At 61.1% G+C, this 21,964-nt stretch carries 15 protein-coding genes, 5 tRNA genes and 2 pseudogenes; 7 read left to right on the top strand and 15 right to left on the bottom strand.

The window, feature by feature from the left end:
* Position 1: 1 nt before the first annotated feature.
* Positions 2 to 1,420 (bottom strand): 3-isopropylmalate dehydratase large subunit, encoded by a 1,419-nt coding sequence (gene leuC / locus GN234_RS27990; RefSeq protein ID WP_003179747.1) that lies wholly within the window; start codon positions 1,418 to 1,420, stop codon positions 2 to 4.
* A 155-nt stretch (positions 1,421 to 1,575) separates the two neighbouring features.
* Between leuC and GN234_RS27985 the strand changes: the two genes are divergently transcribed.
* Together GN234_RS27985 and GN234_RS27980 are read left to right on the top strand one after the other, a co-directional pair.
* Positions 1,576 to 2,466: a LysR family transcriptional regulator gene (locus GN234_RS27985; protein WP_109754595.1), complete on the top strand. Its 891-nt coding sequence runs from the start codon at positions 1,576 to 1,578 to the stop codon at positions 2,464 to 2,466.
* 69 nt (positions 2,467 to 2,535) lie between these two features.
* Positions 2,536 to 5,814 (top strand): EAL domain-containing protein, encoded by a 3,279-nt coding sequence (locus GN234_RS27980; RefSeq protein ID WP_176689382.1) that lies wholly within the window; start codon positions 2,536 to 2,538, stop codon positions 5,812 to 5,814.
* 217 nt (positions 5,815 to 6,031) lie between these two features.
* Here GN234_RS27980 and GN234_RS27975 read toward each other — a convergent pair whose 3' ends face one another.
* The 11 genes from GN234_RS27975 to uvrB form a co-directional block, all read right to left on the bottom strand.
* Positions 6,032 to 6,484 carry an Hsp20 family protein gene (locus GN234_RS27975; protein WP_003203872.1) on the bottom strand — a complete coding sequence of 151 codons (453 nt, stop codon included), beginning with the start codon at positions 6,482 to 6,484 and terminating at the stop codon, positions 6,032 to 6,034.
* 119 nt (positions 6,485 to 6,603) lie between these two features.
* Entirely contained in the window at positions 6,604 to 7,563 is a 960-nt protein-coding gene (locus GN234_RS27970; RefSeq protein WP_176689381.1) for a tRNA dihydrouridine synthase, read from the bottom strand.
* 246 nt (positions 7,564 to 7,809) lie between these two features.
* Positions 7,810 to 8,259 carry an acyl-CoA thioesterase gene (locus GN234_RS27965; RefSeq protein ID WP_116833051.1) on the bottom strand — a complete coding sequence of 150 codons (450 nt, stop codon included), beginning with the start codon at positions 8,257 to 8,259 and terminating at the stop codon, positions 7,810 to 7,812.
* Positions 8,260 to 8,343: 84 nt separating this feature from the next.
* On the bottom strand, positions 8,344 to 9,177 hold the full coding sequence (locus tag GN234_RS27960) for an alpha/beta fold hydrolase (RefSeq protein WP_176689380.1): 834 nt from the start codon (positions 9,175 to 9,177) through the stop codon (positions 8,344 to 8,346).
* Between the two features lie 28 nt (positions 9,178 to 9,205).
* A complete protein-coding gene (locus tag GN234_RS27955) occupies positions 9,206 to 9,745 on the bottom strand; it encodes a TetR/AcrR family transcriptional regulator (RefSeq protein WP_109754589.1) in 540 nt (179 codons plus the stop codon).
* 180 nt (positions 9,746 to 9,925) lie between these two features.
* Positions 9,926 to 10,001, bottom strand: a tRNA-Glu gene (locus tag GN234_RS27950).
* 76 nt (positions 10,002 to 10,077) lie between these two features.
* A tRNA-Ala gene (locus GN234_RS27945) sits at positions 10,078 to 10,153 on the bottom strand.
* A 53-nt stretch (positions 10,154 to 10,206) separates the two neighbouring features.
* Positions 10,207 to 10,282: transfer RNA gene (locus tag GN234_RS27940), tRNA-Glu, on the bottom strand.
* A gap of 79 nt (positions 10,283 to 10,361) precedes the next feature.
* A tRNA-Ala gene (locus GN234_RS27935) sits at positions 10,362 to 10,437 on the bottom strand.
* A gap of 146 nt (positions 10,438 to 10,583) precedes the next feature.
* Positions 10,584 to 12,065: a glutamate--tRNA ligase gene (gltX, locus tag GN234_RS27930; protein ID WP_041023763.1), complete on the bottom strand. Its 1,482-nt coding sequence runs from the start codon at positions 12,063 to 12,065 to the stop codon at positions 10,584 to 10,586.
* Positions 12,066 to 12,282: 217 nt separating this feature from the next.
* Positions 12,283 to 14,298 carry an excinuclease ABC subunit UvrB gene (gene uvrB / locus GN234_RS27925; protein ID WP_109754588.1) on the bottom strand — a complete coding sequence of 672 codons (2,016 nt, stop codon included), beginning with the start codon at positions 14,296 to 14,298 and terminating at the stop codon, positions 12,283 to 12,285.
* A 331-nt stretch (positions 14,299 to 14,629) separates the two neighbouring features.
* Here uvrB and GN234_RS27920 point away from each other — a divergent pair, with 331 nt between their 5' ends.
* The gene (locus GN234_RS27920) at positions 14,630 to 15,826 is read left to right on the top strand and encodes an amino acid aminotransferase (RefSeq protein WP_116833053.1); all 1,197 of its coding nucleotides are present in this window, start codon (positions 14,630 to 14,632) and stop codon (positions 15,824 to 15,826) included.
* A gap of 265 nt (positions 15,827 to 16,091) precedes the next feature.
* Here GN234_RS27920 and GN234_RS27915 read toward each other — a convergent pair.
* A pseudogene (locus tag GN234_RS27915) lies at positions 16,092 to 16,320 on the bottom strand (hypothetical protein).
* Between the two features lie 234 nt (positions 16,321 to 16,554).
* On the opposite strand from GN234_RS27915, the gene GN234_RS27910 reads away from it, so the two are divergent.
* The 3 genes from GN234_RS27910 (at position 16,555) to GN234_RS27900 (ending at position 17,343) form a co-directional block, all read left to right on the top strand.
* Positions 16,555 to 16,630: transfer RNA gene (locus tag GN234_RS27910), tRNA-Asn, on the top strand.
* Between the two features lie 246 nt (positions 16,631 to 16,876).
* The gene (locus GN234_RS27905; RefSeq protein WP_003203896.1) at positions 16,877 to 17,071 is read left to right on the top strand and encodes a hypothetical protein; all 195 of its coding nucleotides are present in this window, start codon (positions 16,877 to 16,879) and stop codon (positions 17,069 to 17,071) included.
* Positions 17,072 to 17,160: 89 nt separating this feature from the next.
* Complete coding sequence (locus GN234_RS27900) at positions 17,161 to 17,343, top strand: hypothetical protein (protein ID WP_003203898.1); 183 nt, start codon at positions 17,161 to 17,163, stop codon at positions 17,341 to 17,343.
* On the opposite strand, the gene GN234_RS27895 is transcribed toward GN234_RS27900, so the two are convergent.
* The gene (locus tag GN234_RS27895) at positions 17,340 to 18,401 is read right to left on the bottom strand and encodes an AI-2E family transporter (RefSeq protein WP_109754585.1); all 1,062 of its coding nucleotides are present in this window, start codon (positions 18,399 to 18,401) and stop codon (positions 17,340 to 17,342) included. The two genes, GN234_RS27900 and GN234_RS27895, sit on opposite strands and share 4 nt — an antisense overlap.
* Positions 18,402 to 18,548: 147 nt before the next feature.
* Between GN234_RS27895 and trhP the strand changes: the two are divergent.
* Positions 18,549 to 19,866 (top strand): annotated as a pseudogene (gene trhP, locus GN234_RS27890) (prephenate-dependent tRNA uridine(34) hydroxylase TrhP); the annotation flags it as partial.
* A gap of 307 nt (positions 19,867 to 20,173) precedes the next feature.
* Here trhP and GN234_RS27885 read toward each other — a convergent pair.
* Entirely contained in the window at positions 20,174 to 21,853 is a 1,680-nt protein-coding gene (locus GN234_RS27885) for a methyl-accepting chemotaxis protein (protein WP_109754584.1), read from the bottom strand.
* Positions 21,854 to 21,964: the final 111 nt, after the last annotated feature.

Here is a 21,964-nt window from a genome sequence, read left to right as displayed (position 1 = left end):
TTCAGATCAATTCGCGGACGTCGACGAAACGGCCGTTGACAGCCGCCGCCGCAGCCATCGCCGGGCTCACCAGGTGCGTACGGCCACCGGCGCCCTGACGGCCTTCGAAGTTACGGTTGGAGGTGGAGGCGCAATGCTCGCCCGACTCCAAACGGTCCGGGTTCATCGCCAGGCACATCGAGCACCCTGGCTCGCGCCACTCGAAACCGGCCTCGAGGAAAATCTTGTCCAGCCCTTCCGCTTCGGCCTGGGCCTTCACCAGGCCCGAGCCCGGCACCACAATGGCCTGCTTGATCGTCGAGGCAACTTTGCGGCCCTTGGCGATCACCGCCGCGGCGCGCAGGTCTTCGATCCGCGAGTTGGTGCAGGAACCGATGAACACGCGATCGAGTTGAATATCGGTGATCGCCTGGTTGGCGCTCAAGCCCATGTATTTCAAGGCGCGGACGATGGAGTCACGCTTGACCAGGTCCATTTCCTTGGCCGGATCCGGTACGTTCTGGTCCACCGCCAGCACCATTTCCGGCGAAGTGCCCCAGCTGACTTGCGGCTTGATTTGGGTCGCGTCGAGCTCGACCACGGTGTCGAACTTGGCATCGGCATCGGAGACCAGGTCTTTCCAGGCCTCGACCGCCAGGTCCCATTCCGCGCCTTTCGGCGAAAACGGACGGCCCTTGACGTATTCCACGGTTTTTTCATCGGCAGCCACCAGGCCAACGCGAGCGCCAGCCTCGATGGACATGTTGCAGATGGTCATGCGGCCTTCGACGGACAAGTCGCGGATCGCGCTGCCGGCGAACTCGATGGCGTGGCCGTTACCACCCGCGGTACCGATCTTGCCGATCACCGCCAGGACGATGTCCTTGGCAGTCACGCCGAACGGTAACTTGCCCTCGACGCGCACCAGCATGTTCTTCATTTTCTTGGCAACCAGGCACTGGGTGGCGAGCACATGCTCCACCTCGGAGGTGCCGATGCCATGGGCCAGGGCGCCGAAGGCACCGTGGGTCGAGGTGTGCGAGTCGCCGCAGACCACGGTCATGCCCGGCAAGGTCGCGCCCTGCTCCGGGCCGATGACGTGGACGATGCCTTGGCGCACGTCATTCATCTTGAATTCGACGATGCCATATTCGTCACAGTTATCGTCGAGGGTCTGGACCTGCAGGCGCGAGACCTGGTCGGCAATGGCTTCGATGCCGCCCTTGCGCTCCGGCGTGGTCGGTACGTTGTGGTCCGGGGTCGCGATGTTGGCATCGATGCGCCACGGCTTGCGCCCGGCCAGGCGCAGGCCTTCGAAGGCTTGCGGCGACGTCACTTCGTGGATGATGTGACGATCGATGTAGATCAGCGCCGAGCCATCGTCGCGCTGCTTGACCAAATGCGAATCCCAGAGCTTGTCGTAGAGCGTTTTGCCGGCCATCAGACGGTTCCTCATCAGCTTGTTTCTATGCCCCGGGCCTGAACGAATCAATAACCCCTTGGCTTGTGAGGCTGATCCTATGGGGTTACATTAAATAACTCAAATTCATATTTTTTATACTTTGCATAACCAACTGGAATTCGACAGGAACCGCCATGGACCTCGCCAATCTCAATGCCTTTATTGCCATCGCCGAGACGGGCAGTTTCTCCGGCGCCGGCGAACGCCTGCACCTGACCCAGCCGGCCATCAGCAAGCGCATTGCAGGCCTCGAACAACAACTCAAGGTGCGCCTGTTCGACCGCCTGGGCCGTGAAGTGGGCCTGACCGAGGCCGGCCGGGCCCTGTTGCCACGGGCCTATCAAATCCTCAATGTGCTGGACGACACCCGCCGCGCCCTGACCAACCTGACTGGCGAAGTGACCGGGCGCCTGACGCTCGCCACCAGCCACCACATCGGCCTGCACCGCCTGCCGCCTCTACTCAGGGAGTTCACCCGCCGCTACCCCCAGGTGGCACTGGACATTCAGTTCCTGGATTCGGAAGTGGCCTACGAAGAAATCCTCCATGGCCGGGCCGAACTGGCCGTCATCACCCTCGCCCCCGAACCCCACACGCTGGTAAGGGCCACGCCGGTGTGGGACGACCCCCTGGATTTCGTGGTCGCCCCCGAGCATGCATTACTGGAAAACGGCGCGGTCAGCCTGGCGGACATTGCCTTGCATCCGGCGGTTTTCCCGGGGGGCAATACCTTTACCCATCACATCGTACGACGGCTGTTCGAGGCCCAGGGCCTGACACCGAACATCGCCATGAGCACGAATTACCTGGAAACGATAAAAATGATGGTCTCCATCGGCCTGGCCTGGAGCGTTTTGCCGCGCACCATGCTCGACGAACAGGTGGCGCGCATTCCTTTGCCAGGCATACAACTCAGTCGCCAGCTAGGCTATATCTTGCACACCGAACGGACGCTGTCGAACGCCGCACGGGCTTTCATGGCCTTACTGGACGCACAAATCGATTTGCCAGGGACAAAGGCATAGGTTGTGCCACGCCTGTAGGGCCTTGGATGCTTGTGCTTAATGCCCAAACCCGCTCAAGGCTCGCCAGAAATGCCCAAACCCGCTGACCATCTCCCGCCCTTGCCACGCATCCAGGCGCTAGACCCGAAACGGTCCGAGCAAAGCTGGGACAGCGCGCCGCAGTTGCTGGCCGCCCTGAACGGCGCTCGGCTGGGGGCCTGGTCGTGGGACATCGACAGCGGGCAGATCAGTTGGTCCCGCGGCACCCAGGCGCTGTTCGGCTTCGATCCGCGCCAGCCATTGCCGGCGGATGTGGATTATCTGGACCTGTTGCTGCCCGAAGACCGGGCCCGGGCCGTGCGCGCCTTTCACGCGGCAGTGGCCGGGGCGCCGCTGGAACAGGCGATGCACCACCGCATCGTCTGGCCCGATGGCAGCCTGCACTGGCTGGAGATCAGCGGCAGCGTGCTGCCCGACAAGCATGGCCGTCCGCGCATGATCGGGGTGATCCGCGAAATCACCCATCAGCGCGAGCGCGAACAAGCCCTGCGCAGTTCGGAAAAACGCTTCGCCACGCTCTTTCATCTGTGCCCGAACATGGTCTTGCTGACCCGCCAGGAGGACGGGCTGATCAGCGAAGCCAACCAGTATTTCGAAAGCCTGTTCGGCTGGCCGGTGCATGACGTAATCGGCCGCACCACCCTGGAGCTGGGCTTGTGGGTTGACCCCAGCCAACGGGCGAAACTGGTGGAAGCGACCAAAGCCAAGGGCGAGCTGGTGAGCACGGAGGTGGAGTTCCGGGCCAGCAACGGCCAGATTCATAACGGCATTCTCAGTGCGCAAAAAGTCGAACTCGAAGGCCAGCCCTACCTGTTGAGCACCTTTCTCGACACCACCGAGCGCAAACTCGCCGAACAGGCCCTCAAGGACAGCCAGGAACGCCTGGACCTGGCCCTCGACTCGGCGCAACTGGGCACCTGGGACTGGCACATTCCCAGCGGCATGCTCTACGGCTCGGCCCGCGCCGCGCAGCTCCATGGCCTGGAACCCAAGCCCTTCCACGAATCGTTCGACGCGTTTTTCGAGGGCGTCCCCACGGAAGAACGCAACAACATGCGCAACGCCTATCGCAGCCTGCGCGAAGGCCCGGCGGGCAACTACCAATTGACCTACCGGGTGCAACTGCCGGACGGCAGCTCGCGCTACCTGGAAAGCCGCGCCCGCCTCTACCGCAACGACGACGGCAGCCCTTTGCGCATGGCCGGCACCTTGCTGGACATCACCGACCAAGTGGAGCGCGAACAGAGCCTGGCCGCCTCGGAAGAAAAATTCGCCACGCTGTTCCAGGTCAGCCCCGACCCGATCTGCGTCACCCACCAGGACAGTGGCCGGTTTCTCGAGATCAACTCAAGCTTCACCCAGACCTTCGGCTGGACCGCCAACGACGTGATCGGCCTCGGCGCCGACGAAATCGGCCTCTGGGACGCCTCGGGCAGTAGCCTGCAACGCATCGAACGGGTGATCCGCGAACAATCGCTGAACAATGTCGCCATCGTCGTTCATCATAAGAACGGCCAGCCGCTGACCTGTGTGATTTCCAGCCGGCAGATCAACGTCGGCAACCAGCCCTGCATCGTCACGACCTTGCGGGACATCACACAGCAACAACGCTCCGAAGCTGCCCTCAAGGCCAGCGAAGAGAAATTCGCCAAGGCGTTTCATTCCAGCCCCGACGCCATCACCATCACCGAGCACAAGAGCGGTCGCTACCTGGAGGTCAACGACGGCTTCTGTCGGTTGACCGGCTACCGCGCCGACGAGGTGATCGGGCGCACGGTCTACGAAGTGGGGATCTGGGCCGAAGAAAAACAACGCGCCGCCCTGCTGGCCGAATTGCAACTCAAGGGCCGCGTCGTTCACCAGGAAATGCTCGGGCGCAATAAACGGGGGGAAATCCTCACGGTGGAGGTCTCGGTCGAGCCCATCACGCTCAATGAAACGGCGTGTCTGCTGCTGACCGCCCGGGACGTGAGCCTGCTACGCAATGCCGAAGCCCAGATCCGCCACCTGGCCTATCACGACCCACTGACCAACCTGCCCAACCGGGCCTTGCTGATGGACCGGCTGAGCCAGCAGATCGCCCTGCTCAAGCGCCATAATTTGCGTGGCGCCCTGCTGTTTCTCGATCTGGACCACTTCAAGCACATCAACGATTCCCTCGGTCACCCGGTGGGCGACACCGTGCTGAAAATCATCACCGCGCGCCTGGAGGCCAGCGTGCGCCTGGAAGACACCGTCGCGCGACTGGGCGGCGACGAATTCGTGGTGCTGCTCAGCGGCCTGGAAGGCTCGCGCAACGAAGTCAGCAAGCAAGTGCAAACCCTGGCCGACACCCTGCGCGAACTGCTTTCGGAGCCGATGTTTCTCGATGGCCAGCGACTGCAGGTCACGCCGAGCATCGGTATAGCGCTGATTCCCGACCACGGCTCCACGCCCACCGATTTGCTCAAGCGCGCCGACATTGCGTTGTATCGCGCCAAGGATTCGGGGCGCAACACCTCGCAGATGTTTCACACCACCATGCAAAAAGCCGCCAGCGAACGGCTGCGCATGGAGACCGACCTGCGCCAGGCCCTGGCCCGTGGCGAGTTCAGCGTGCATTTCCAGCCCCAGGTCGATGCCCGGGACAACCGCATTGTCGGTGCCGAAGCCCTGGTGCGCTGGCATCACCCGGATCTGGGCGCCCAATCGCCGAACGAATTCATCAAGGTGCTGGAAGACAGTGGCCTGATCCTGGAAGTCGGGACCTGGATCCTCGACGAAGCCTGCGATGGCTTCAAGCAACTGATCGCCAAGGGCAAGATCGATCCGGAGCAATTCAGCCTGTGTGTAAACATCAGCCCGCGGCAATTCCGCCAAAGCGACTTCGTCGAACGCATCGAAAGCAGCCTGGCCACCCACGGCCTGCCCTGCTCCTTGCTGAAGCTGGAAATCACCGAAGGCATCGTGATCCAGAACCTGGATGACACCATCGCCAAGATGCGCCGGCTCAAGAAACTCGGGGTGAGCTTTGCCATGGACGATTTTGGCACCGGCTATTCGTCGCTGACCTACCTCAAGCGCCTGCCAGTGGATACGCTGAAGATCGATCAGTCATTCGTGCGCGACGCCACCAGCGACCCCAACGACGCGGAGATCATCCGCGCCATCGTCGCCATGGCCCGCAGCCTCAACCTGGTGATGATTGCCGAAGGCGTGGAGACCCTGGAGCAATTGCAATTCCTGCAGGGGTTGGGTTGCCATCTGTACCAAGGCTACCTGCACAGCCGGCCGTTGCCGCTGGAGGCATTTGAGCGGTTGTTGCAGTGACATGGAGGCGCTACGGGGAGCGCTTGTGGCGAGGGGGTTCTATGTGGGAGCAAAGCTTGCTCGCGACTGCAGCCTGACTCGGTATTTGAAGGACCGCATCGCTTTTATCGCGGGCAAGCCTTGCTCCCACATGAAATCCCCTCGCCACAATTAATCTTCCACCGTTCTCCAAAATGAAGAAGGGCGCCATCTGGCGCCCTTCTTCAGTTGCGATGCATCAGTTTTGCAACGCGGGTTGCTGCTGCGCCCCGTTGATCGGGATGCGCTTGGCTTTCGCCTCTTCCGGAATCACCCGCAACAGGTCGATGCTCAACAGACCGTTGCTCAGGCCGGCGGACTTGATCTCGATATGATCGGCCAACCGGAAGGACAGCTTGAACGCACGCTGGGCGATACCTTGGTGCAGGTAAGTCACGCTGTCGTTGCTCGCTTCGCGCTTGCCGCCACTGATGGTCAGCACACCTTTTTCCACTTGCAGGTCCAGGTCTTCTTCCTGGAACCCGGCGGCGGCGACCACGATGCGGTATTCGTCATCGCCATGTTTTTCCACATTGTAGGGTGGATAGCTGCTGCCCGGTTCGTTGCGCAGAGCGGTTTCGAACAGATCGTTGAAACGATCGAAACCCACCGAGGAACGGAACAGCGGGGCCAGCGAAAATGCAGTACTCATGATTCAAATCTCCTGAAAAATTCAGCAAGTTTTTTTGTCTCCGCGACCCGAATTCGGCATCGCGTAACCCTTATCTAGGGTTCGCCAAAAACTTTTCAAGAGCTTTTTTTGAAATTTTTTCAGGCCGCTTCGGTGCGCTGCACACCCAGCAGATGCCCCACCGCGTCCAGGTCGGTTTCCCGCCGCAGAGCGCTGAACAGAGCCACCGCTTCGGGATAATTGCGCGTCAGCATGGCCAGCCACTGTTTCAATCTGCCCGGGGCCTGGCGGGGTGTCAGTTGCTCGACCACTTGCACCCAGAAGTCCTGGAGCATCGGCTGCAAATCGGCCCAGGACATCTCGATCACTTCCTCACCAGCCCGGGCCGCGGCGATCTGCCGGGCCAGATCAGGGCGAGAAACGAGGCCGCGACCGAGCATGATGTCTTCGACGCCGCTGATTTCACGGCATCGACGCCAATCTTCCACGCTCCAGATATCGCCATTGGCAAACACAGGCACCTTGACCACTTCCTGCACCCTGGGGATCCACTCCCAGTGGGCGGGAGGCTTATAGCCGTCCACCTTGGTCCGCGCATGCACCACAATGTGCGCCGCGCCGCCTTCGGCCAACGCCGTGGCACAGACCAACGCGCCATCCGGGCTATCGAAACCCAGGCGCATCTTGGCGGTGACCGGGATGTGTTCTGGCACCGCACGACGCACGTGTTCGACGATTTCGTTGAGCAATTCCGGTTCTTTGAGCAACACCGCCCCACCCCGGGATTTGTTCACGGTCTTGGCCGGGCAGCCGAAGTTCAGGTCGATCACCTCTGAGCCCAACTCGCAGGCCAACGCCGCGTTTTCCGCCAGGCACACCGGATCGGAACCAAGCAGCTGCACTCGCAGCGGTACACCGGCAGCAGTTCGGGCGCCAGTCAACAGTTCAGGGGCGAGCTTATGGAAATAGGCCGGCGTGAGCAGACGGTCGTTGACGCGGATGAACTCGGTGACACACCAGTCGATACCGCCAACATGGGTCAGGACATCCCGCAGGATGTTGTCGACCAACCCCTCCATGGGTGCCAGGGCAATTTGCATGGAAACACACACTCAAACGAAAAACGTGCGGCAGTTTACCGGATTTTGCCCACATAGCCGGCATTCACCATAAATCCCCTGTGGGAGCGAGCTTGCTCGCGATAGCGATGGGTCAGCTTGCATTGATGTTGGATGTGCTGCCGTCATCGCGAGCAGGCTCGCTCCCACAATGGTTCCAATGTGTTTACAGAATTGGAGCCTGCCACAAATCCCTGTGGGAGCGAGCCTGCTCGCGATAGCAGCAGTTCAGTCTATGAAGATGCCAGATGGATTCAACGCCACGCCATAACCCTCGATGAATTCCTGCGGCATGCGCTTTGGCCGACCGGTGGACAGTTCAATGCAGACAAATGTGGTCTGGGCCCGCAGTAAGGTAGTGTTGTCGCTGGGGCGGACCAGCTGGAAATGCCGGGTCATTTTCAGGCGCTGGTCCCAGTCGACGATCCAGGTCGCCAATTGAAGCTCGTCGCCTTCATAAGCCGCCGCCAGGTAATCGATTTCATGCCGCACCACCGCCATGGCTCGGTCCAGGCGCCGGTACTCCACCAGATCCAGGCCCAGGCGCTGGGAATGGCGCCAGGCACAACGCTCGAGCCAGGTGACGTACACCGCGTTGTTGGCATGGCCCAGCCCGTCGATATCTTCGGCATTTACTTGAAGATCAATGATAAACGGCGTTGCCCGATCCCAGCCCATGCCCCTCTCCCGGTCGAATTTGGTTGGGGCAGTGTAACGGATCCGAGCTTGACCGCCATCGCGGGCAAGCCTTGCTCCCACAGATCAAGCCGATTGCCGCGCTTGCAGGCTGCGCCCGGCCAACAGCGATAACACACCATCAACGACCCGCGAATCGGCCAACACCCGCTGATGCCCACCCTGTGGCAGTCGCAGCAAACGACTGTCGAACCAGGCTTCATGGATCAATTGCGATTCCTTGACCGAGACGAAAGTGTCGTCGTCGGCATGGACGATCAACCCGGGCACGTCCAGTTGGTAATGGGCGACGTCCATTTTCTCGGCCCGCATGCCCACATCGCTTTCCACCAGACGAATGAAAGCTGAACGGGCCTTGGGCGGCAGCCCCATCATCCGCGCGAATCCGCGTAACACACCAAGAATGCGCGCAGGCGCAGCGATGCTGACCAAGGTCTCGGTCCGCAACCCCAACTGAACCGCGAGCATGGCACTGGCTCCACCCATGGAATGCCCGATCACGGCCTGCAACGGTGGCAGCTCAGCGGCGGCCTCAAGCATGGCCCTGGCGAACAACAGGACATTCGCCTCGCGGCCCGGCGAACGACCATGGGCCGGACCGTCCAGGGCCACCACCATGTAACCGGCGTCCACCAGGGCCGTGATCAGCGCCCCGAATTGAGTCGGCCGCCCTTCCCAGCCGTGCATCAGCAAGACTACCGGGCCTTTGCCCCAGCGCAACGCCGAAAGACCGAAGCGCAAGGTGATACGCTCGGACGAGGCCAGCAATGGTAACTCCCAATCCCGCGGCGGCAGGTCTCGAGGGCGCATGAACAGCAGACGCATCTGCTTGGCCACCAGGCGCGGAGCCACCCAGCCAAGCGTGCCATTGACACTACGAATCCAGCTCAACCTGTTCATCGCTCATCTCCAGGGCTTGCGCCTCAGCTCATTGCACTGCCGACTTGGCGGCGCGCAGCAAACGATCGGATAACTCTCCAGGGCCCAGGGCCCTTGCCAGGGCCAGGCCACCCACCATCAAGGCAATGTCGGCCAGGGCCTTGTCGGCGTCCTCCGGGCTGGCCGCCAATTGCGCGACCATCAATTCAACATGCTCGTTGAGCACCTCACGAAACGCATCTGGCAGCCGGCCCAGTTCGCCGACCGACGCAGGAATCGGGCAGGCATTCTCGGTGGAGTCACGGTGCTTTCGTGACAGATAGAACGCCGCCACCAATGCGCGCCGCTCTTCGCCTGTCAGCTCGCCGTCCATATCGGCAATCAAGCCGCGGCGCCGATTGAGCAATTGCTTGAATGCCTCCAGCATCAAGGCATCCTTGCTTTCGAAATGAGCATAAAAACCGCCCACCGTCAGCCCCGCCGCCCCCATCACCTCGCCCACGCTCGGTTCAGCCGGCCCACGCTGGATCAGCGCATCGCTGGCGGCCTTGAGAATGCGTTCACGGGTTTGTGCCTTCTTATCGCTCATCGTCGCCTCCGAATATTACGATTGAAATATTATTCCCATAATAATTTTCCGCAAGCAGAAATTTTGACCGCTGGTCAGAAGTCGCTTTCAAGGATAAGGGAATTGGCCGAACGCCAGACAAACAAAAGGGCCATTCAAGAATTGAATGACCCTTATAAAATCCCGCAGAGCGGGTAATCGTGGCGTCCCCTAGGGGACTCGAACCCCTGTTACCGCCGTGAAAGGGCGGTGTCCTAGGCCACTAGACGAAGGGGACACAAACCTTCTAGCTTGATCAGCGCTGAGAACTGATCGACTCAAGACCGGTGTGGCCAGATCTTGAACCTGTAAATTGGTGGAGCTAGACGGGATCGAACCGTCGACCTCTTGCATGCCATGCAAGCGCTCTCCCAGCTGAGCTATAGCCCCGGATTTTTCGCCTCGCGGCGGAGCGACATCTTGCAACATCGCTTCTGTAAAACTGGCGTCCCCTAGGGGACTCGAACCCCTGTTACCGCCGTGAAAGGGCGGTGTCCTAGGCCACTAGACGAAGGGGACGCAAACCCTTCTATACAACTGATCAACGCTGAGTGTTGATCGCTTCAAGACCGGTGTGGCCAGGCCTTGAAGTGTAAATTGGTGGAGCTAGACGGGATCGAACCGTCGACCTCTTGCATGCCATGCAAGCGCTCTCCCAGCTGAGCTATAGCCCCTCATCGCTGAGGACGGGGCGAATCTTAAGGGCGTATCGGAGGGCTGTCAAATTTATTTTCAACAAATTTGAAAGTTTTTTGCCGGGATAACAATCACTTACCGACAAACCCCGGAAAACCGGGGTATGTCCTGCCTCATCGAGCGCTTACGCGATCGCGCCCAGCAGTTTTTCCCACTCCTTGTTTTCCTTCTTCGACACGCCACCGAGCAGATCGATAGCCTGGCGCAAGCGGAAACGGGTCAGGTCAGGTCCGAGGATTTCCATCGCATCGAGCACCGACACCGAGCTGGCCTGACCGGTAATGGCGGCGAACATCAGCGGCATGGCATCGCGTAATTTCAACTCCAACGACTCGACCACGGCCTGGATGGTCGCGGTGATGCTGTCCTTCTCCCACTGACGCAGGCTTTCCAATTTCCAAAGGATCAACTGCATCAACTGGCGCACCTGATCACCCGACAGCTTCTTGGATTCGAACAACTTCGCATCCGGCGTCACGCCACCGGCAAAGAAGAAGCCGGCCAGCGGGGCGATCTGGCTGAACGTCTCTACCCTGCCCTGCACATGGGGCGCGATTTTCATCATGTACTCAGGGTTCAACGCCCACTTCTGCACACGCGCGGCGAACTCTTCTACCGGCAGGTCCCGCAACCACTGGCCGTTGAGCCACGACAGCTTCTCGATATCGAAGATCGGCCCGCCCAGGGACACGCGCGACAGATCGAAATGCTCGACCATTTCCTGCAACGAGAACTTCTCGCGCTCGTCCGGCATCGACCAACCCATGCGCCCCAGGTAGTTGAGCATCGCCTCGGGCATGAAGCCCATGCGCTCGTAGAACGTCACCGAAGTCGGGTTCTTGCGCTTGGACAACTTGCTCTTGTCCGGGTTACGCAGCAGCGGCATGTAGCACAGTTGCGGCTGCTCCCAGCCGAAGTATTCGTAGAGCAGGATCAGTTTCGGCGCCGACGGCAGCCATTCTTCGCCGCGCAGGACGTGGGTGATGCCCATCAGGTGATCGTCGACCACGTTCGCCAGGAAGTACGTCGGCAAGCCGTCGGTCTTCATCAGCACTTGCATGTCCATGCGATCCCACGGGATCTCGACATCGCCCCGCAGCATGTCCGGCACCACGCAGACACCTTCGCTCGGCACCTTCATGCGGATCACATGGGGCTCACCGGCCGCCAGGCGACGGGCGACTTCTTCCTTGGAAAGCAGCAGCGCCCGGCCGTCGTAGCGCGGGGTTTCACCCCGGGCCATTTGCTCGGCGCGCATCTGGTCCAGCTCTTCGGCAGTGCAGAAGCACGGGAACGCGTGCCCCATGTCCACCAACTGCTGGCAATACTGCTTGTAGATATCACCCCGTTCGCTCTGGCGGTACGGACCGTGCGGGCCGCCAACGTCCGGGCCTTCGCTCCAGTCGATGCCCAGCCAGCGCAGGGCGTCGAAGATCTGCTGTTCGGACTCGCGGGTCGAACGCAACTGGTCGGTGTCCTCGATCCGCAGGATGAACTCGCCGCCATGCTGCTTGGCAAAGCAATAGTTGAACAAAGCGATGTAGGCGGTGCCGACATGGGGATCGCCAGTGGGCGAAGGCGCGATGCGGGTGCGGACGGTGGTCATGGCATGTCTCGGAAAGAATATAAAAGCGAAGATGAAACAGGGGGCGAATGGTAACAGGCGATGGCGGGCGGGCTCCAGTGAGAGCGGGATTTGTGTGGTCAGCCGCTGGACCGAGTCGCGCCCATCGCGAGCAGGCTCGCTCCCACAGGGACCGCGACTCGGTCAAAATGTGGGAGCGAGCCTGCTCGCGATGAGGCCATTACAACCACTACAAACCTCAGACAGTCAGCAACCGCTCGCGCAACTTGCCAATCTCGTCGCGCAACTGCGCCGCGGCTTCGAACTCCAGGTCCCGGGCCAGTTGGTACATCTTCTCTTCCAACTGCCGGATCCGCTTGGTGATTTCGCTCGGTGAGCGCAGTTCGGCCTCGTAGCGGGCGCTCTCTTCGGCCGCCTTGGCCATGCCCTTGCGCTTTTTGCTGCGCGAGCCTGGCACGGTGGCGCCTTCCATGATGTCGGCGACGTCCTTGAACACGCCCTTGGGGGTGATGCCATTGGCCAGGTTGAAGGCGATCTGCTTGTCGCGCCGGCGCTCGGTCTCGCCGATGGCCCGTTCCATGGAGCCGGTGATGCGGTCGGCATACAGAATCGCCCGGCCGTTGAGGTTACGCGCCGCGCGACCGATGGTCTGGATCAACGAACGCTCCGAACGCAGGAAGCCTTCCTTGTCAGCGTCGAGAATCGCCACCAACGACACTTCCGGCATGTCCAGGCCTTCGCGCAGCAGGTTGATGCCCACCAGCACGTCGAAAGTGCCCAGGCGCAGGTCGCGGATGATCTCGACCCGCTCCACCGTATCGATGTCCGAGTGCAGGTAGCGCACCCGCACGCCATGGTCGGCCAGGTAATCGGTCAGGTCTTCGGCCATGCGCTTGGTCAGCGTGGTGACCAGCACCCGCTCCTCCACCGCCACACGCTTGGTGATTTCCGAGAGCAGGTCGTCGACCTGGGTCAACGCCGGACGCACCTCGACTTGCGGGTCCACCAACCCGGTCGGTCGTACCACTTGCTCGACCACACGACCGGCGTGCTCGGCCTCGTAGTTGCCGGGGGTGGCCGAGACAAAAATCGTCTGCGGGCTCACGCCTTCCCATTCGTCGAAGCGCATCGGCCGGTTGTCCAGGGCCGAGGGCAGGCGGAAACCGTATTCCACCAGGGTTTCCTTGCGCGAACGGTCGCCTTTGTACATGGCGCCGACCTGGGGCACGCTGACGTGGGATTCGTCGATCACCAGCAAGGCATCGGCCGGCAGGTAGTCATACAAGGTCGGCGGTGGCGCGCCCGCCGGACGACCCGACAGGTAGCGCGAGTAGTTTTCGATACCGTTGCAGTAGCCCAGCTCCAGGATCATCTCCAGGTCAAAGCGGGTCCGCTGCTCAAGACGCTGGGCTTCTACCAGCTTGTTGTTCGACCGCAGGTATTCCAGGCGCTCCTGCAGCTCGACCTTGATCCCCTCGATGGCGTCCAGCAGGGTTTCCCGCGGCGTTACATAGTGGCTCTTGGGGTAGAAGGTGAAACGCGGCAGCTTGCGGATGACTTCGCCGGTCAGCGGGTCGAACGCGGAAATGCTCTCCACTTCATCGTCGAACAGCTCGATGCGGATCGCTTCGAGGTCCGATTCCGCCGGGTAGATGTCGATCACATCGCCGCGCACCCGGAACGTCGCCCGGGCAAAATCCATGTCGTTGCGGGTGTATTGCAAGTCCGCCAGGCGCCTGAGCAAGGCGCGCTGGTCGAGTTTGTCGCCGCGGTCCACGTGCAGCACCATCTTCAGGTAGGTTTCCGGGCTGCCCAGACCGTAGATGCACGACACCGTGGTGACGATGATCGCGTCCTTGCGCTCGAGCAAGGCCTTGGTCGCCGACAGGCGCATCTGTTCGATGTGGTCGTTGATCGAGGCATCCTTCTCGATGAAGGTGTCCGACGACGGCACGTAGGCCTCGGGCTGGTAGTAGTCGTAGTAGGAAACGAAGTACTCCACGGCGTTATTCGGAAAAAACGCCTTGAACTCACCGTATAGCTGCGCGGCCAGGGTCTTGTTCGGCGCCAGTACCAGGGTTGGGCGCTGCACCTGGGCAATCACGTTGGCAATGCTGAAGGTCTTGCCCGAGCCGGTCACACCGAGCAGCGTCTGGTGCGCCAGCCCGGCCTCGATGCCTTCGACCATCAGGCGAATGGCTTCCGGCTGGTCGCCGGCGGGCTGGAATCGGGTGACTAGCTGGAATTCAGACATGACATAACCTCTGGGTTCATTCCTGTCGGCCAGCCGACAGGAATGAGAAAGACCGAAACGACTGATGCCGTCCGAGGAAAAAGCTGGGATGCACACAATGTGGAGGTGAATGCCTTCGCTTTCAAGACGAACGTCCTACACGCCTTGCAGACTTTGACGCGGAGAAGGGACTAACGGTCAAAAAAAATCGAAAATACTTACCGCAAAAGCCGAATCGCCTGTCGCCGTACCGGGTGATGGCCTCTATACTAGCTCCCCGTTTGTGCACCGCTCTAGTGCATCCGGCTGGAGCGCGACACGTCCCCCTCACTCCATTCAGAGCCGCGCAATAATGAGCCTGTTTTCCGCTGTCGAATTGGCACCCCGCGACCCCATCCTGGGCCTCAACGAAGCTTTCAACGCCGACACCCGTACCAATAAGGTCAACCTGGGCGTGGGTGTTTACTGCAACGAGGAGGGGCGCATTCCACTCCTGCGCGCGGTTGTCGAAGCCGAGACGGCTCGCGTGGCTCAGCACGTTTCCCGTGGTTACCTGCCGATCGACGGTATCGCCGCCTACGACCAGGCGGTCCAGACTTTGCTGTTCGGCAAGGATTCGCCACTGATCGCCTCCGGCCGCGTCATCACCACCCAGGCCGTGGGCGGAACCGGCGCCCTGAAGATCGGTGCCGACTTCCTCAAGCAACTGCTGCCTGACGCCGTCGTCGCCATCAGCGACCCAAGCTGGGAAAACCACCGCGCGCTGTTCGAAACCGCCGGCTTCCCGGTGCAGAACTATCGCTACTACGACGCCGCCACCCACGACGTGAACCGCAGCGGTCTGCTGGAAGACCTCAACGCCCTGCCCGACCGCTCGATCGTTGTGCTGCACGCCTGCTGCCACAACCCGACTGGCGTGGACCTGAGCCCGCAAGACTGGAAAGACGTACTGGCCGTGGTCAAGGCCAAGAATCACGTACCGTTCCTGGACATGGCCTACCAGGGCTTTGGCGACGGCATCGACGAAGACGCAGCGGCCGTGCGCCTGTTCGCCGAATCGGGCCTGACCTTCTTCGCCTCCAGCTCGTTCTCCAAGTCGTTCTCGCTGTACGGCGAGCGCGTCGGCGCATTGTCGATCGTCAGCGAATCAAAAGAAGAAAGTGCTCGCGTGCTGTCCCAGGTCAAGCGCGTGATCCGCACCAACTACTCCAACCCGCCAACCCACGGCGCCAGCATCGTCGCCGCCGTACTCAACAGCCCGGAGCTGCGCGCGCAGTGGGAAGCCGAACTGGCCGAAATGCGCCTGCGGATTCGCGGCATGCGCAACCAGATGGTCGACATGCTGGCCAAGGCCGCCCCGCAGCACGACTTCAGTTTCGTCGCACGCCAGAGCGGGATGTTCTCCTACTCCGGCCTGACCGTTGAACAAGTGACGCGCCTGCGCAACGAGTTCGGCATCTATGCCCTGGACACCGGGCGCATCTGCGTGGCTGCGTTGAACCAGAACAACATCGATGCGGTGACCAAGGCCATCGTTCAGGTGATCTGAAGCCCAGCGACATGAAAAACGGGAAGCCAAGGCTTCCCGTTTCCCGTTTTTTTTGAAGTGTCCCCGCAAGAACAGGTGCACCCTGAACCTGTGGCGAGGGAGCTTGCTCCCGCTGGGCTGCGCAGCAGCCCTAAAGCCAGCCACCTCGGTACTTCAGGTTGATTAGCCCAGCATTTTTTGGGGCTGCTTCGCAGCCCAGCGGGAGCAAGCTCCCTCGCCACAAAAGCAAGGCCACAAAGCACCAGGCACGACACTTTCGGCGAGGCTAAAGCTCCGTCGCCCGCTGGCTCGCCGCATCGTCATAGATGACATACAACGACTCGGCCACCTGGCTCTTGATCGCTTTGGTGCTTTCCAGCCCCAGGACAAAACCTTCGGCCTTGCCGCCAGCGCGGTTCAGTTCCTCGGCGGTGCTGGCCTGGGTGATGGCGTCGTAGAGTTTCTCGGCGTGCGGTCCCACCCCCTTTGGGCAAGCTGATCTGCGCGGTACTCATAACGACACCTCGGCGCAGCTGGCTGTGTGGAGCGGTAACAGATGGTTCATGGCGCGTACCTCAATGTCGGCGAATGGCCGGCAGCGCGTCCTGCCACTTCCGGGCAAGCATGGTAGCCCTCTCCCGCCATTGCGGTAACCGCAATTGTTGATTGACCGCCAATGGGCCCCAGGAATGCGCCGCCCGGCAATAGACGCTTGACTTCTCTTTTCCAATCAGTAACATACGCGCCATTCCGCGATAGCTCAGTTGGTAGAGCAAGTGACTGTTAATCACTGGGTCCCTGGTTCGAGTCCAGGTCGTGGAGCCAGACAGCAACAGAAAAAGCCCCTGGATCGAAAGATCCAGGGCCTTTTTTGTGGGTGAAAAACAGACCAGATGGTCGTATGAGCCTGCCCGAGGTCGCTGCCGGAACAATAATCCGGCGCCAAAAAGGCATTATGGTCCGGATCCTGCTTCTTTTTCCAACAACTCAAGCTGTCACGTGAGCGTCATGACAGGGCCGCAAACTGGCATTGTCCGCCAACAACAGCTTCATAAAAACAAGGACGAAGGTATGCCCACGCAAAATCCCCATCGCATTGTCGGCTTGTGCACCTCCAGCAAGGTGTACAACGTGCTGACCGAACTCAAGCAACTGGAAGGCCACCGCAGCGCCAAGTTCCTTTCGCTGCTGGCGGAAAACCTGGTTCGCAAGGGCCTGCTCAACGAGCAGGAAGTGGTGCACATGCTCGATCTGGTCGTCGATTGAGCGGCATCGATTCCTACTATTGAGCCGGTTGATTTTTCGTCCTTCCTTCTGAGTCGTAAGGTAACCCCATCGTTTGATGGAGGTTTCCCATGCCCAAGGTTCAAATCATGTCTGTCATTGGCAGCGCCGTTCCCGCCCCACTCCGGGAGCTCGGGTTGCTGGCCTGCTGGTATCTGGTGCAAGACGGCGTGACCATCAGCGGCCCGCTGACTTCACTGCCTGCCGCCCAGGCATTGTCGCAACGCATCGGCCCCTACCTGTTGAGCGCCTAGGGCAACTGTACACGCGGCGTGCTTTCGACGAACAACGCCCAGCACGACATGAACAGCGCGGCGATCAGTGGTCCGATCACGAAACCGTTCAGCCCGAACACCGCCAGCCCGCCCAGTGTCGAGACCAGCACCATGTAGTCGGGCATCTTGGTGTCCTTGCCCACCAGGATCGGACGCAGGAAGTTGTCCACCAGACCGATCACGAATACCCCGAACAGCGTCAGCACCACACCCTGCCAGATCGCCCCGGAAAGCAGGAAATACACCGCAACCGGCGCCCAGACAATGCCCGCCCCCACGGCTGGCAACAGTGACAGGAACGCCATCAGTACCGCCCACGGCAATACCGTCGGGATTCCCAGGATCCAGAAGATCAGCCCACCCAGCGCACCTTGGCTGATGGCGACCAGCAGATTGCCTTTCACCGTGGCCCGCACCACCCGATTGAATTTCAACTGCAGGCGGCGTTTTTGATGTTCCCCCAATGGAACAGCCGTGCGCACTTTGCGCACCAATTCCGGACCGTCGCGCAGAAAGAAGAACAGCAGATAGATCATCACGAAGAAGCTGACCAGGAACTGGAACGTGCCCTGGCCGAAACTGAAGGCCTGGGTGGCGAAGAACTCGCTGCCCTGCATCGCACTCTTGACGATCTTGTCGCGCAAGCCATTCAGGTTGCCCAGGCCGAAGCGGTCCAGCAGGTGCTGGAAGTACGGCGGCAAGGCATCCTTGAAGCGGGCCAGGTAATCGGCAATGTCCAGCTCTCCGCTCTCCAGGCTCTTGTACAGCGCCGCGCCCTCCTGGACCAATAACGTACTGATGATGATCACCGGCAGGATCGCGCTGACCACACAGATGCTCAACGTGAACAACGAGGTGACATTGCGGTGCCAGCCGAACCTCAACTGCAGGCGGCGCTGCATCGGGGCAAAGACGATGCCCAGGATCACCGCCCAGAACACCGCGCCGTAAAATGGCAGCAGGATCCAGATGAAGGCGACCGTGACCAGCACCAGGAGCAGCATCTGGGCTTTGTTTTGCAGCATCTTTCGATTCATCAGCTTTCCATGTCCAAAGGCGGGATAAACATTAGTCATCCAGGACTCGCCGGAGTGCCTTCGCGTTTGCACCCGGCATTGATCCAAATCAATACCGCCGGGCCGACCGTGGCGTACCCTCGCCGCTTTTTGCGACCTGACGCCACCATGACCCTCGCCGCCCCCGAACTGCTCGCTCCCGCCGGCACCCTGAAAAACATGCGCTACGCCTTCGCCTACGGTGCCGATGCGGTGTACGCCGGTCAGCCGCGCTATAGCCTGCGGGTGCGCAACAACGAATTCGACCACGCGAACCTGGCCTTGGGTATTGCCGAGGCCCAAGCCATGGGCAAGCGCTTCTACGTGGTGGTGAACATTGCCCCGCACAACGCCAAGCTGCGGACCTTCCTCAAGGATCTGGAGCCGGTGATCGCCATGGCGCCGGACGCGCTGATCATGTCCGACCCGGGGCTGATCATGCTGATGCGCCGACACTTCCCGCAGATGCCGATCCACCTGTCGGTGCAGGCCAATACCGTGAACTGGGCGAGCGTCGAGTTCTGGCAACAGCAGGGCTTGAGCCGGATCATCCTGTCCCGGGAACTGTCCCTTGAGGAAATCGCCGAGATCCACGAGCAGGTGCCGGCCATGGAACTGGAAGTGTTCGTCCATGGCGCGTTGTGCATGGCTTATTCCGGGCGCTGCCTGCTGTCCGGCTACTTGAACAAGCGCGATGCCAACCAGGGCAGTTGCACCAATGCCTGTCGCTGGAAATATTCGGCGCAACCAGCGGTGGAAAACGTCGTGGGCGACATCGTGCAAACCTATCAGCCGGAACCGACCCTGGGCCTCGGCGCGCCCACCGACCAGGTGTTTTTGCTCCAGGAAGCCAACCGCCCGGAAGACGCCATGCCGGCCTTCGAGGACGAGCATGGCACCTACATCATGAATGCCAAGGATCTGCGAGCGGTGCAGCACGTGGAGCGGCTGGCGCGCATGGGCGTGCATTCGTTGAAGATCGAAGGCCGGACCAAATCGCACTTTTATTGCGCGCGCACCACCCAGGTCTATCGCCGGGCCATCGATGACGCGGTGGCCGGCCGGGAATTCGATCGCAGCCTGATGACCGACCTGGAGTCCCTGGCCCAGCGCGGCTACACCGAAGGTTTTCTACGACGCCACGTGCACGACGAGTACCAGAACTACCAGAACGGCAGCTCGGTGTCGGAGCGCCAGCAGTTCGTCGGCGAACTGACCGGCGAACGTCGCGAACGCCTGGCCGAAGTACGGGTGAAAAACCGTTTTGGCCTGGGCGACCACATGGAACTGATGACCCCCCAAGGGCAACTTCCACTTCGACCTGCATCAGTTGCAGGACGTCAAAGGCCAGAGCATCGAGGTGGCGCCGGGGGATGGGCATGTGGTGTACGTGCCGATTCCGGATGCGGTGGATTTGCGGTTTGGGTTGTTGATGCGCGATGTGCAGGGAGCGCCCGCCTGAAATCCATTCGTGGCGAGGGAGCTTGCTCCCGCTGGAGCGCGCAGCGGTCCCAAGCGTTTGGGGCTGCTTCGCAACCCAGCGGGAGCAAGCTCCCTCGCCACAACTGCGCTCGGCTGGAAATTGTCATCGCGAGCAAGCTCGCTCCCACAGGGTTGGGGATGGCCTGCCGTGCCCGGCAGAAACTGCCGAAGGCTGCGATCCTCCGCTTCCGATAAGGCCTGGTAGCCCAGGCGAAAACATCTGGATCGAGAGCGAAAGATCGCAGCCTTCGGCAGCTCCTGCTGCGACGGGATCAGATCCGGAACTGCCCCACCAGTTGGCCCAGGCGCTGGCCCAGGTCGGCCAGGCTGCGGGAAGTCTGGGCGCCGAGTTGGGTTTCGTCGGCGACACTGTCCACCGCCACAGCGATCTGATGCACGCTGCGGTTGATTTCTTCGGCCACTGCGGTCTGTTCCTCGGCAGCGCTGGCGATCTGGGCGTTCATCGAATTGATGGTGCCGATCAACTGCGCCATGGTGTCCAGGGAAGCACCCGCCTCGTTGGCCCGTTCCGAAGTGCCATCGCCGGCCTCACTGGAACGGCGCATCGCTTCCACCGCCGCATGGGTGCCTGATTGCAGGCGGTCGATCATGCCCTGGATTTCCTGAGTGCTCTGCTGGGTCCGGCTGGCCAGGGCCCGTACTTCATCGGCCACCACGGCGAAGCCACGCCCCGCTTCCCCGGCACGCGCGGCCTCGATGGCGGCGTTGAGGGCCAGCAGGTTGGTCTGCTCGGCGATCGAACGAATCACCCCGAGCACACTGACAATCGAGGCCACGTCCTGCTGCAAGCTGTCCAGGGACACGCCGCTGCTACGAATATCGTTCACCAACGCATGAATCTGCTGGATGCTGCCAGCCACCACGCGCTTGGCCGACTGCCCTTCCTCGTCGGTCTGCTGGGCCGCGACAGCGGCGCCCTGGGCACTGCGGGCGACTTCCTGGGCAGCCGAGGACATCTCGTTGATCGCCGTGGCGACCTGATCGGTTTCGTGGCGCTGGCGCTCCATGGCCTGCTCGGAGCGCTGGGCCTGTTCGGAGACTTGCGTCACCAGGCCGGTCAGTTGCGAGGTCATGTCGGTGATCTGCCGCACCAGGCCGTGGATCTTGTCGACGAAGCGGTTGAACGAACCGGCCAACTGACCGAGTTCGTCCTGGCTGGTGATGGCCAGACGACGGGTCAGGTCGCCCTCACCCGCGGCGATGTCGTCGAGGTTGTCTTTCATCAGGTGCAGGGGACGCAGGATCGTATTGGCGAGCACCAGGCCCACCACCGCAATCACCAGCAACACCACCGCGGCGATCCCGACGATGCTCAAGATCACGCCTTGCAGGCGATCGTGGACCTTGGCTTCCACCAGCGCCACCTGGGCTTCGATGCCGTCCAGGTTGACCGAGCTACCGACCGCCAGGTCCCACTTGGGCAGGTATTCGGTGTAGCCGAGCTTGGGCACCAGGTCCTTGCTACCGGGCAGCGGCGAGCTGTATTCCAGATAATGCGTCCCGTCCTTGGCGACTTTCACCAGGTCACGGTTGACGTAGACACCGTTCGGGTCGCGGTTGTCCTTGAAACTCTTGCCCACGCCATCGGGGCTGTTGGCCTTGAACAGACGAATGGTCTCGGAGTCGTAGCCGAAGAAATAACCGTCCTTGCCGTAACTGATATTCGACAGCAGCTTGATCGCCTGGGCGCGTGTCTCGTTATCGCCCGCAGCTGCGGCATCGTACAGCGGCTTGATGGCGGTAAGGCCCACCGCCACGTAGTTCTGCAGCGTGGCCTTGGCCTCGCTGAGCAGGCGTTCGCGAGTCTGCTGGACTTCTTTGCCAGCTTGTTCCTTCAAGATGAAAGCCGTGGTCAGGCTGATGATCACGGCGGACAGCAATACCGGCAGTATCGCAAGGGACAGGACTTTAGCCTTCAGGCTCAGGCGCATGCTGTTCACTCTTGTTGGTGTTATTGGCGTGGTTAGCTGTATTAACGGCAAGGCACGGCAAAACTGTAGGACAAAGTGAACAAGGCTTGAGGGAGGTATTGAATCTGGAGG

Origin of the sequence: Pseudomonas bijieensis (assembly GCF_013347965.1) — a bacterium.
Taxonomy (GTDB): domain Bacteria; phylum Pseudomonadota; class Gammaproteobacteria; order Pseudomonadales; family Pseudomonadaceae; genus Aquipseudomonas; species Aquipseudomonas bijieensis.
The sequence above is the reverse complement of the archived record's forward strand: the minus strand, read 5'-3'. Positions and strand labels throughout refer to the sequence as shown.

Coding starts and splice junctions, on each gene's coding strand:
- GN234_RS27970 (WP_176689381.1), bottom strand. CDS start 7,563: ATGCAAATTGCCCTGGCACCCATGGAGGGGTTGGTCGACAACATCCTG.
- GN234_RS27895 (WP_109754585.1), bottom strand. CDS start 18,401: ATGAATCGAAAGATGCTGCAAAACAAAGCCCAGATGCTGCTCCTGGTG.
- GN234_RS27905 (WP_003203896.1), top strand. CDS start 16,877: ATGCCCACGCAAAATCCCCATCGCATTGTCGGCTTGTGCACCTCCAGC.
- uvrB (WP_109754588.1), bottom strand. CDS start 14,298: ATGTCTGAATTCCAGCTAGTCACCCGATTCCAGCCCGCCGGCGACCAG.
- GN234_RS27885 (WP_109754584.1), bottom strand. CDS start 21,853: ATGCGCCTGAGCCTGAAGGCTAAAGTCCTGTCCCTTGCGATACTGCCG.
- GN234_RS27955 (WP_109754589.1), bottom strand. CDS start 9,745: ATGAGCGATAAGAAGGCACAAACCCGTGAACGCATTCTCAAGGCCGCC.
- GN234_RS27920 (WP_116833053.1), top strand. CDS start 14,630: ATGAGCCTGTTTTCCGCTGTCGAATTGGCACCCCGCGACCCCATCCTG.
- GN234_RS27900 (WP_003203898.1), top strand. CDS start 17,161: ATGCCCAAGGTTCAAATCATGTCTGTCATTGGCAGCGCCGTTCCCGCC.
- GN234_RS27980 (WP_176689382.1), top strand. CDS start 2,536: ATGCCCAAACCCGCTGACCATCTCCCGCCCTTGCCACGCATCCAGGCG.
- GN234_RS27975 (WP_003203872.1), bottom strand. CDS start 6,484: ATGAGTACTGCATTTTCGCTGGCCCCGCTGTTCCGTTCCTCGGTGGGT.
- leuC (WP_003179747.1), bottom strand. CDS start 1,420: ATGGCCGGCAAAACGCTCTACGACAAGCTCTGGGATTCGCATTTGGTC.
- gltX (WP_041023763.1), bottom strand. CDS start 12,065: ATGACCACCGTCCGCACCCGCATCGCGCCTTCGCCCACTGGCGATCCC.
- GN234_RS27965 (WP_116833051.1), bottom strand. CDS start 8,259: ATGGGCTGGGATCGGGCAACGCCGTTTATCATTGATCTTCAAGTAAAT.
- GN234_RS27960 (WP_176689380.1), bottom strand. CDS start 9,177: ATGAACAGGTTGAGCTGGATTCGTAGTGTCAATGGCACGCTTGGCTGG.
- GN234_RS27985 (WP_109754595.1), top strand. CDS start 1,576: ATGGACCTCGCCAATCTCAATGCCTTTATTGCCATCGCCGAGACGGGC.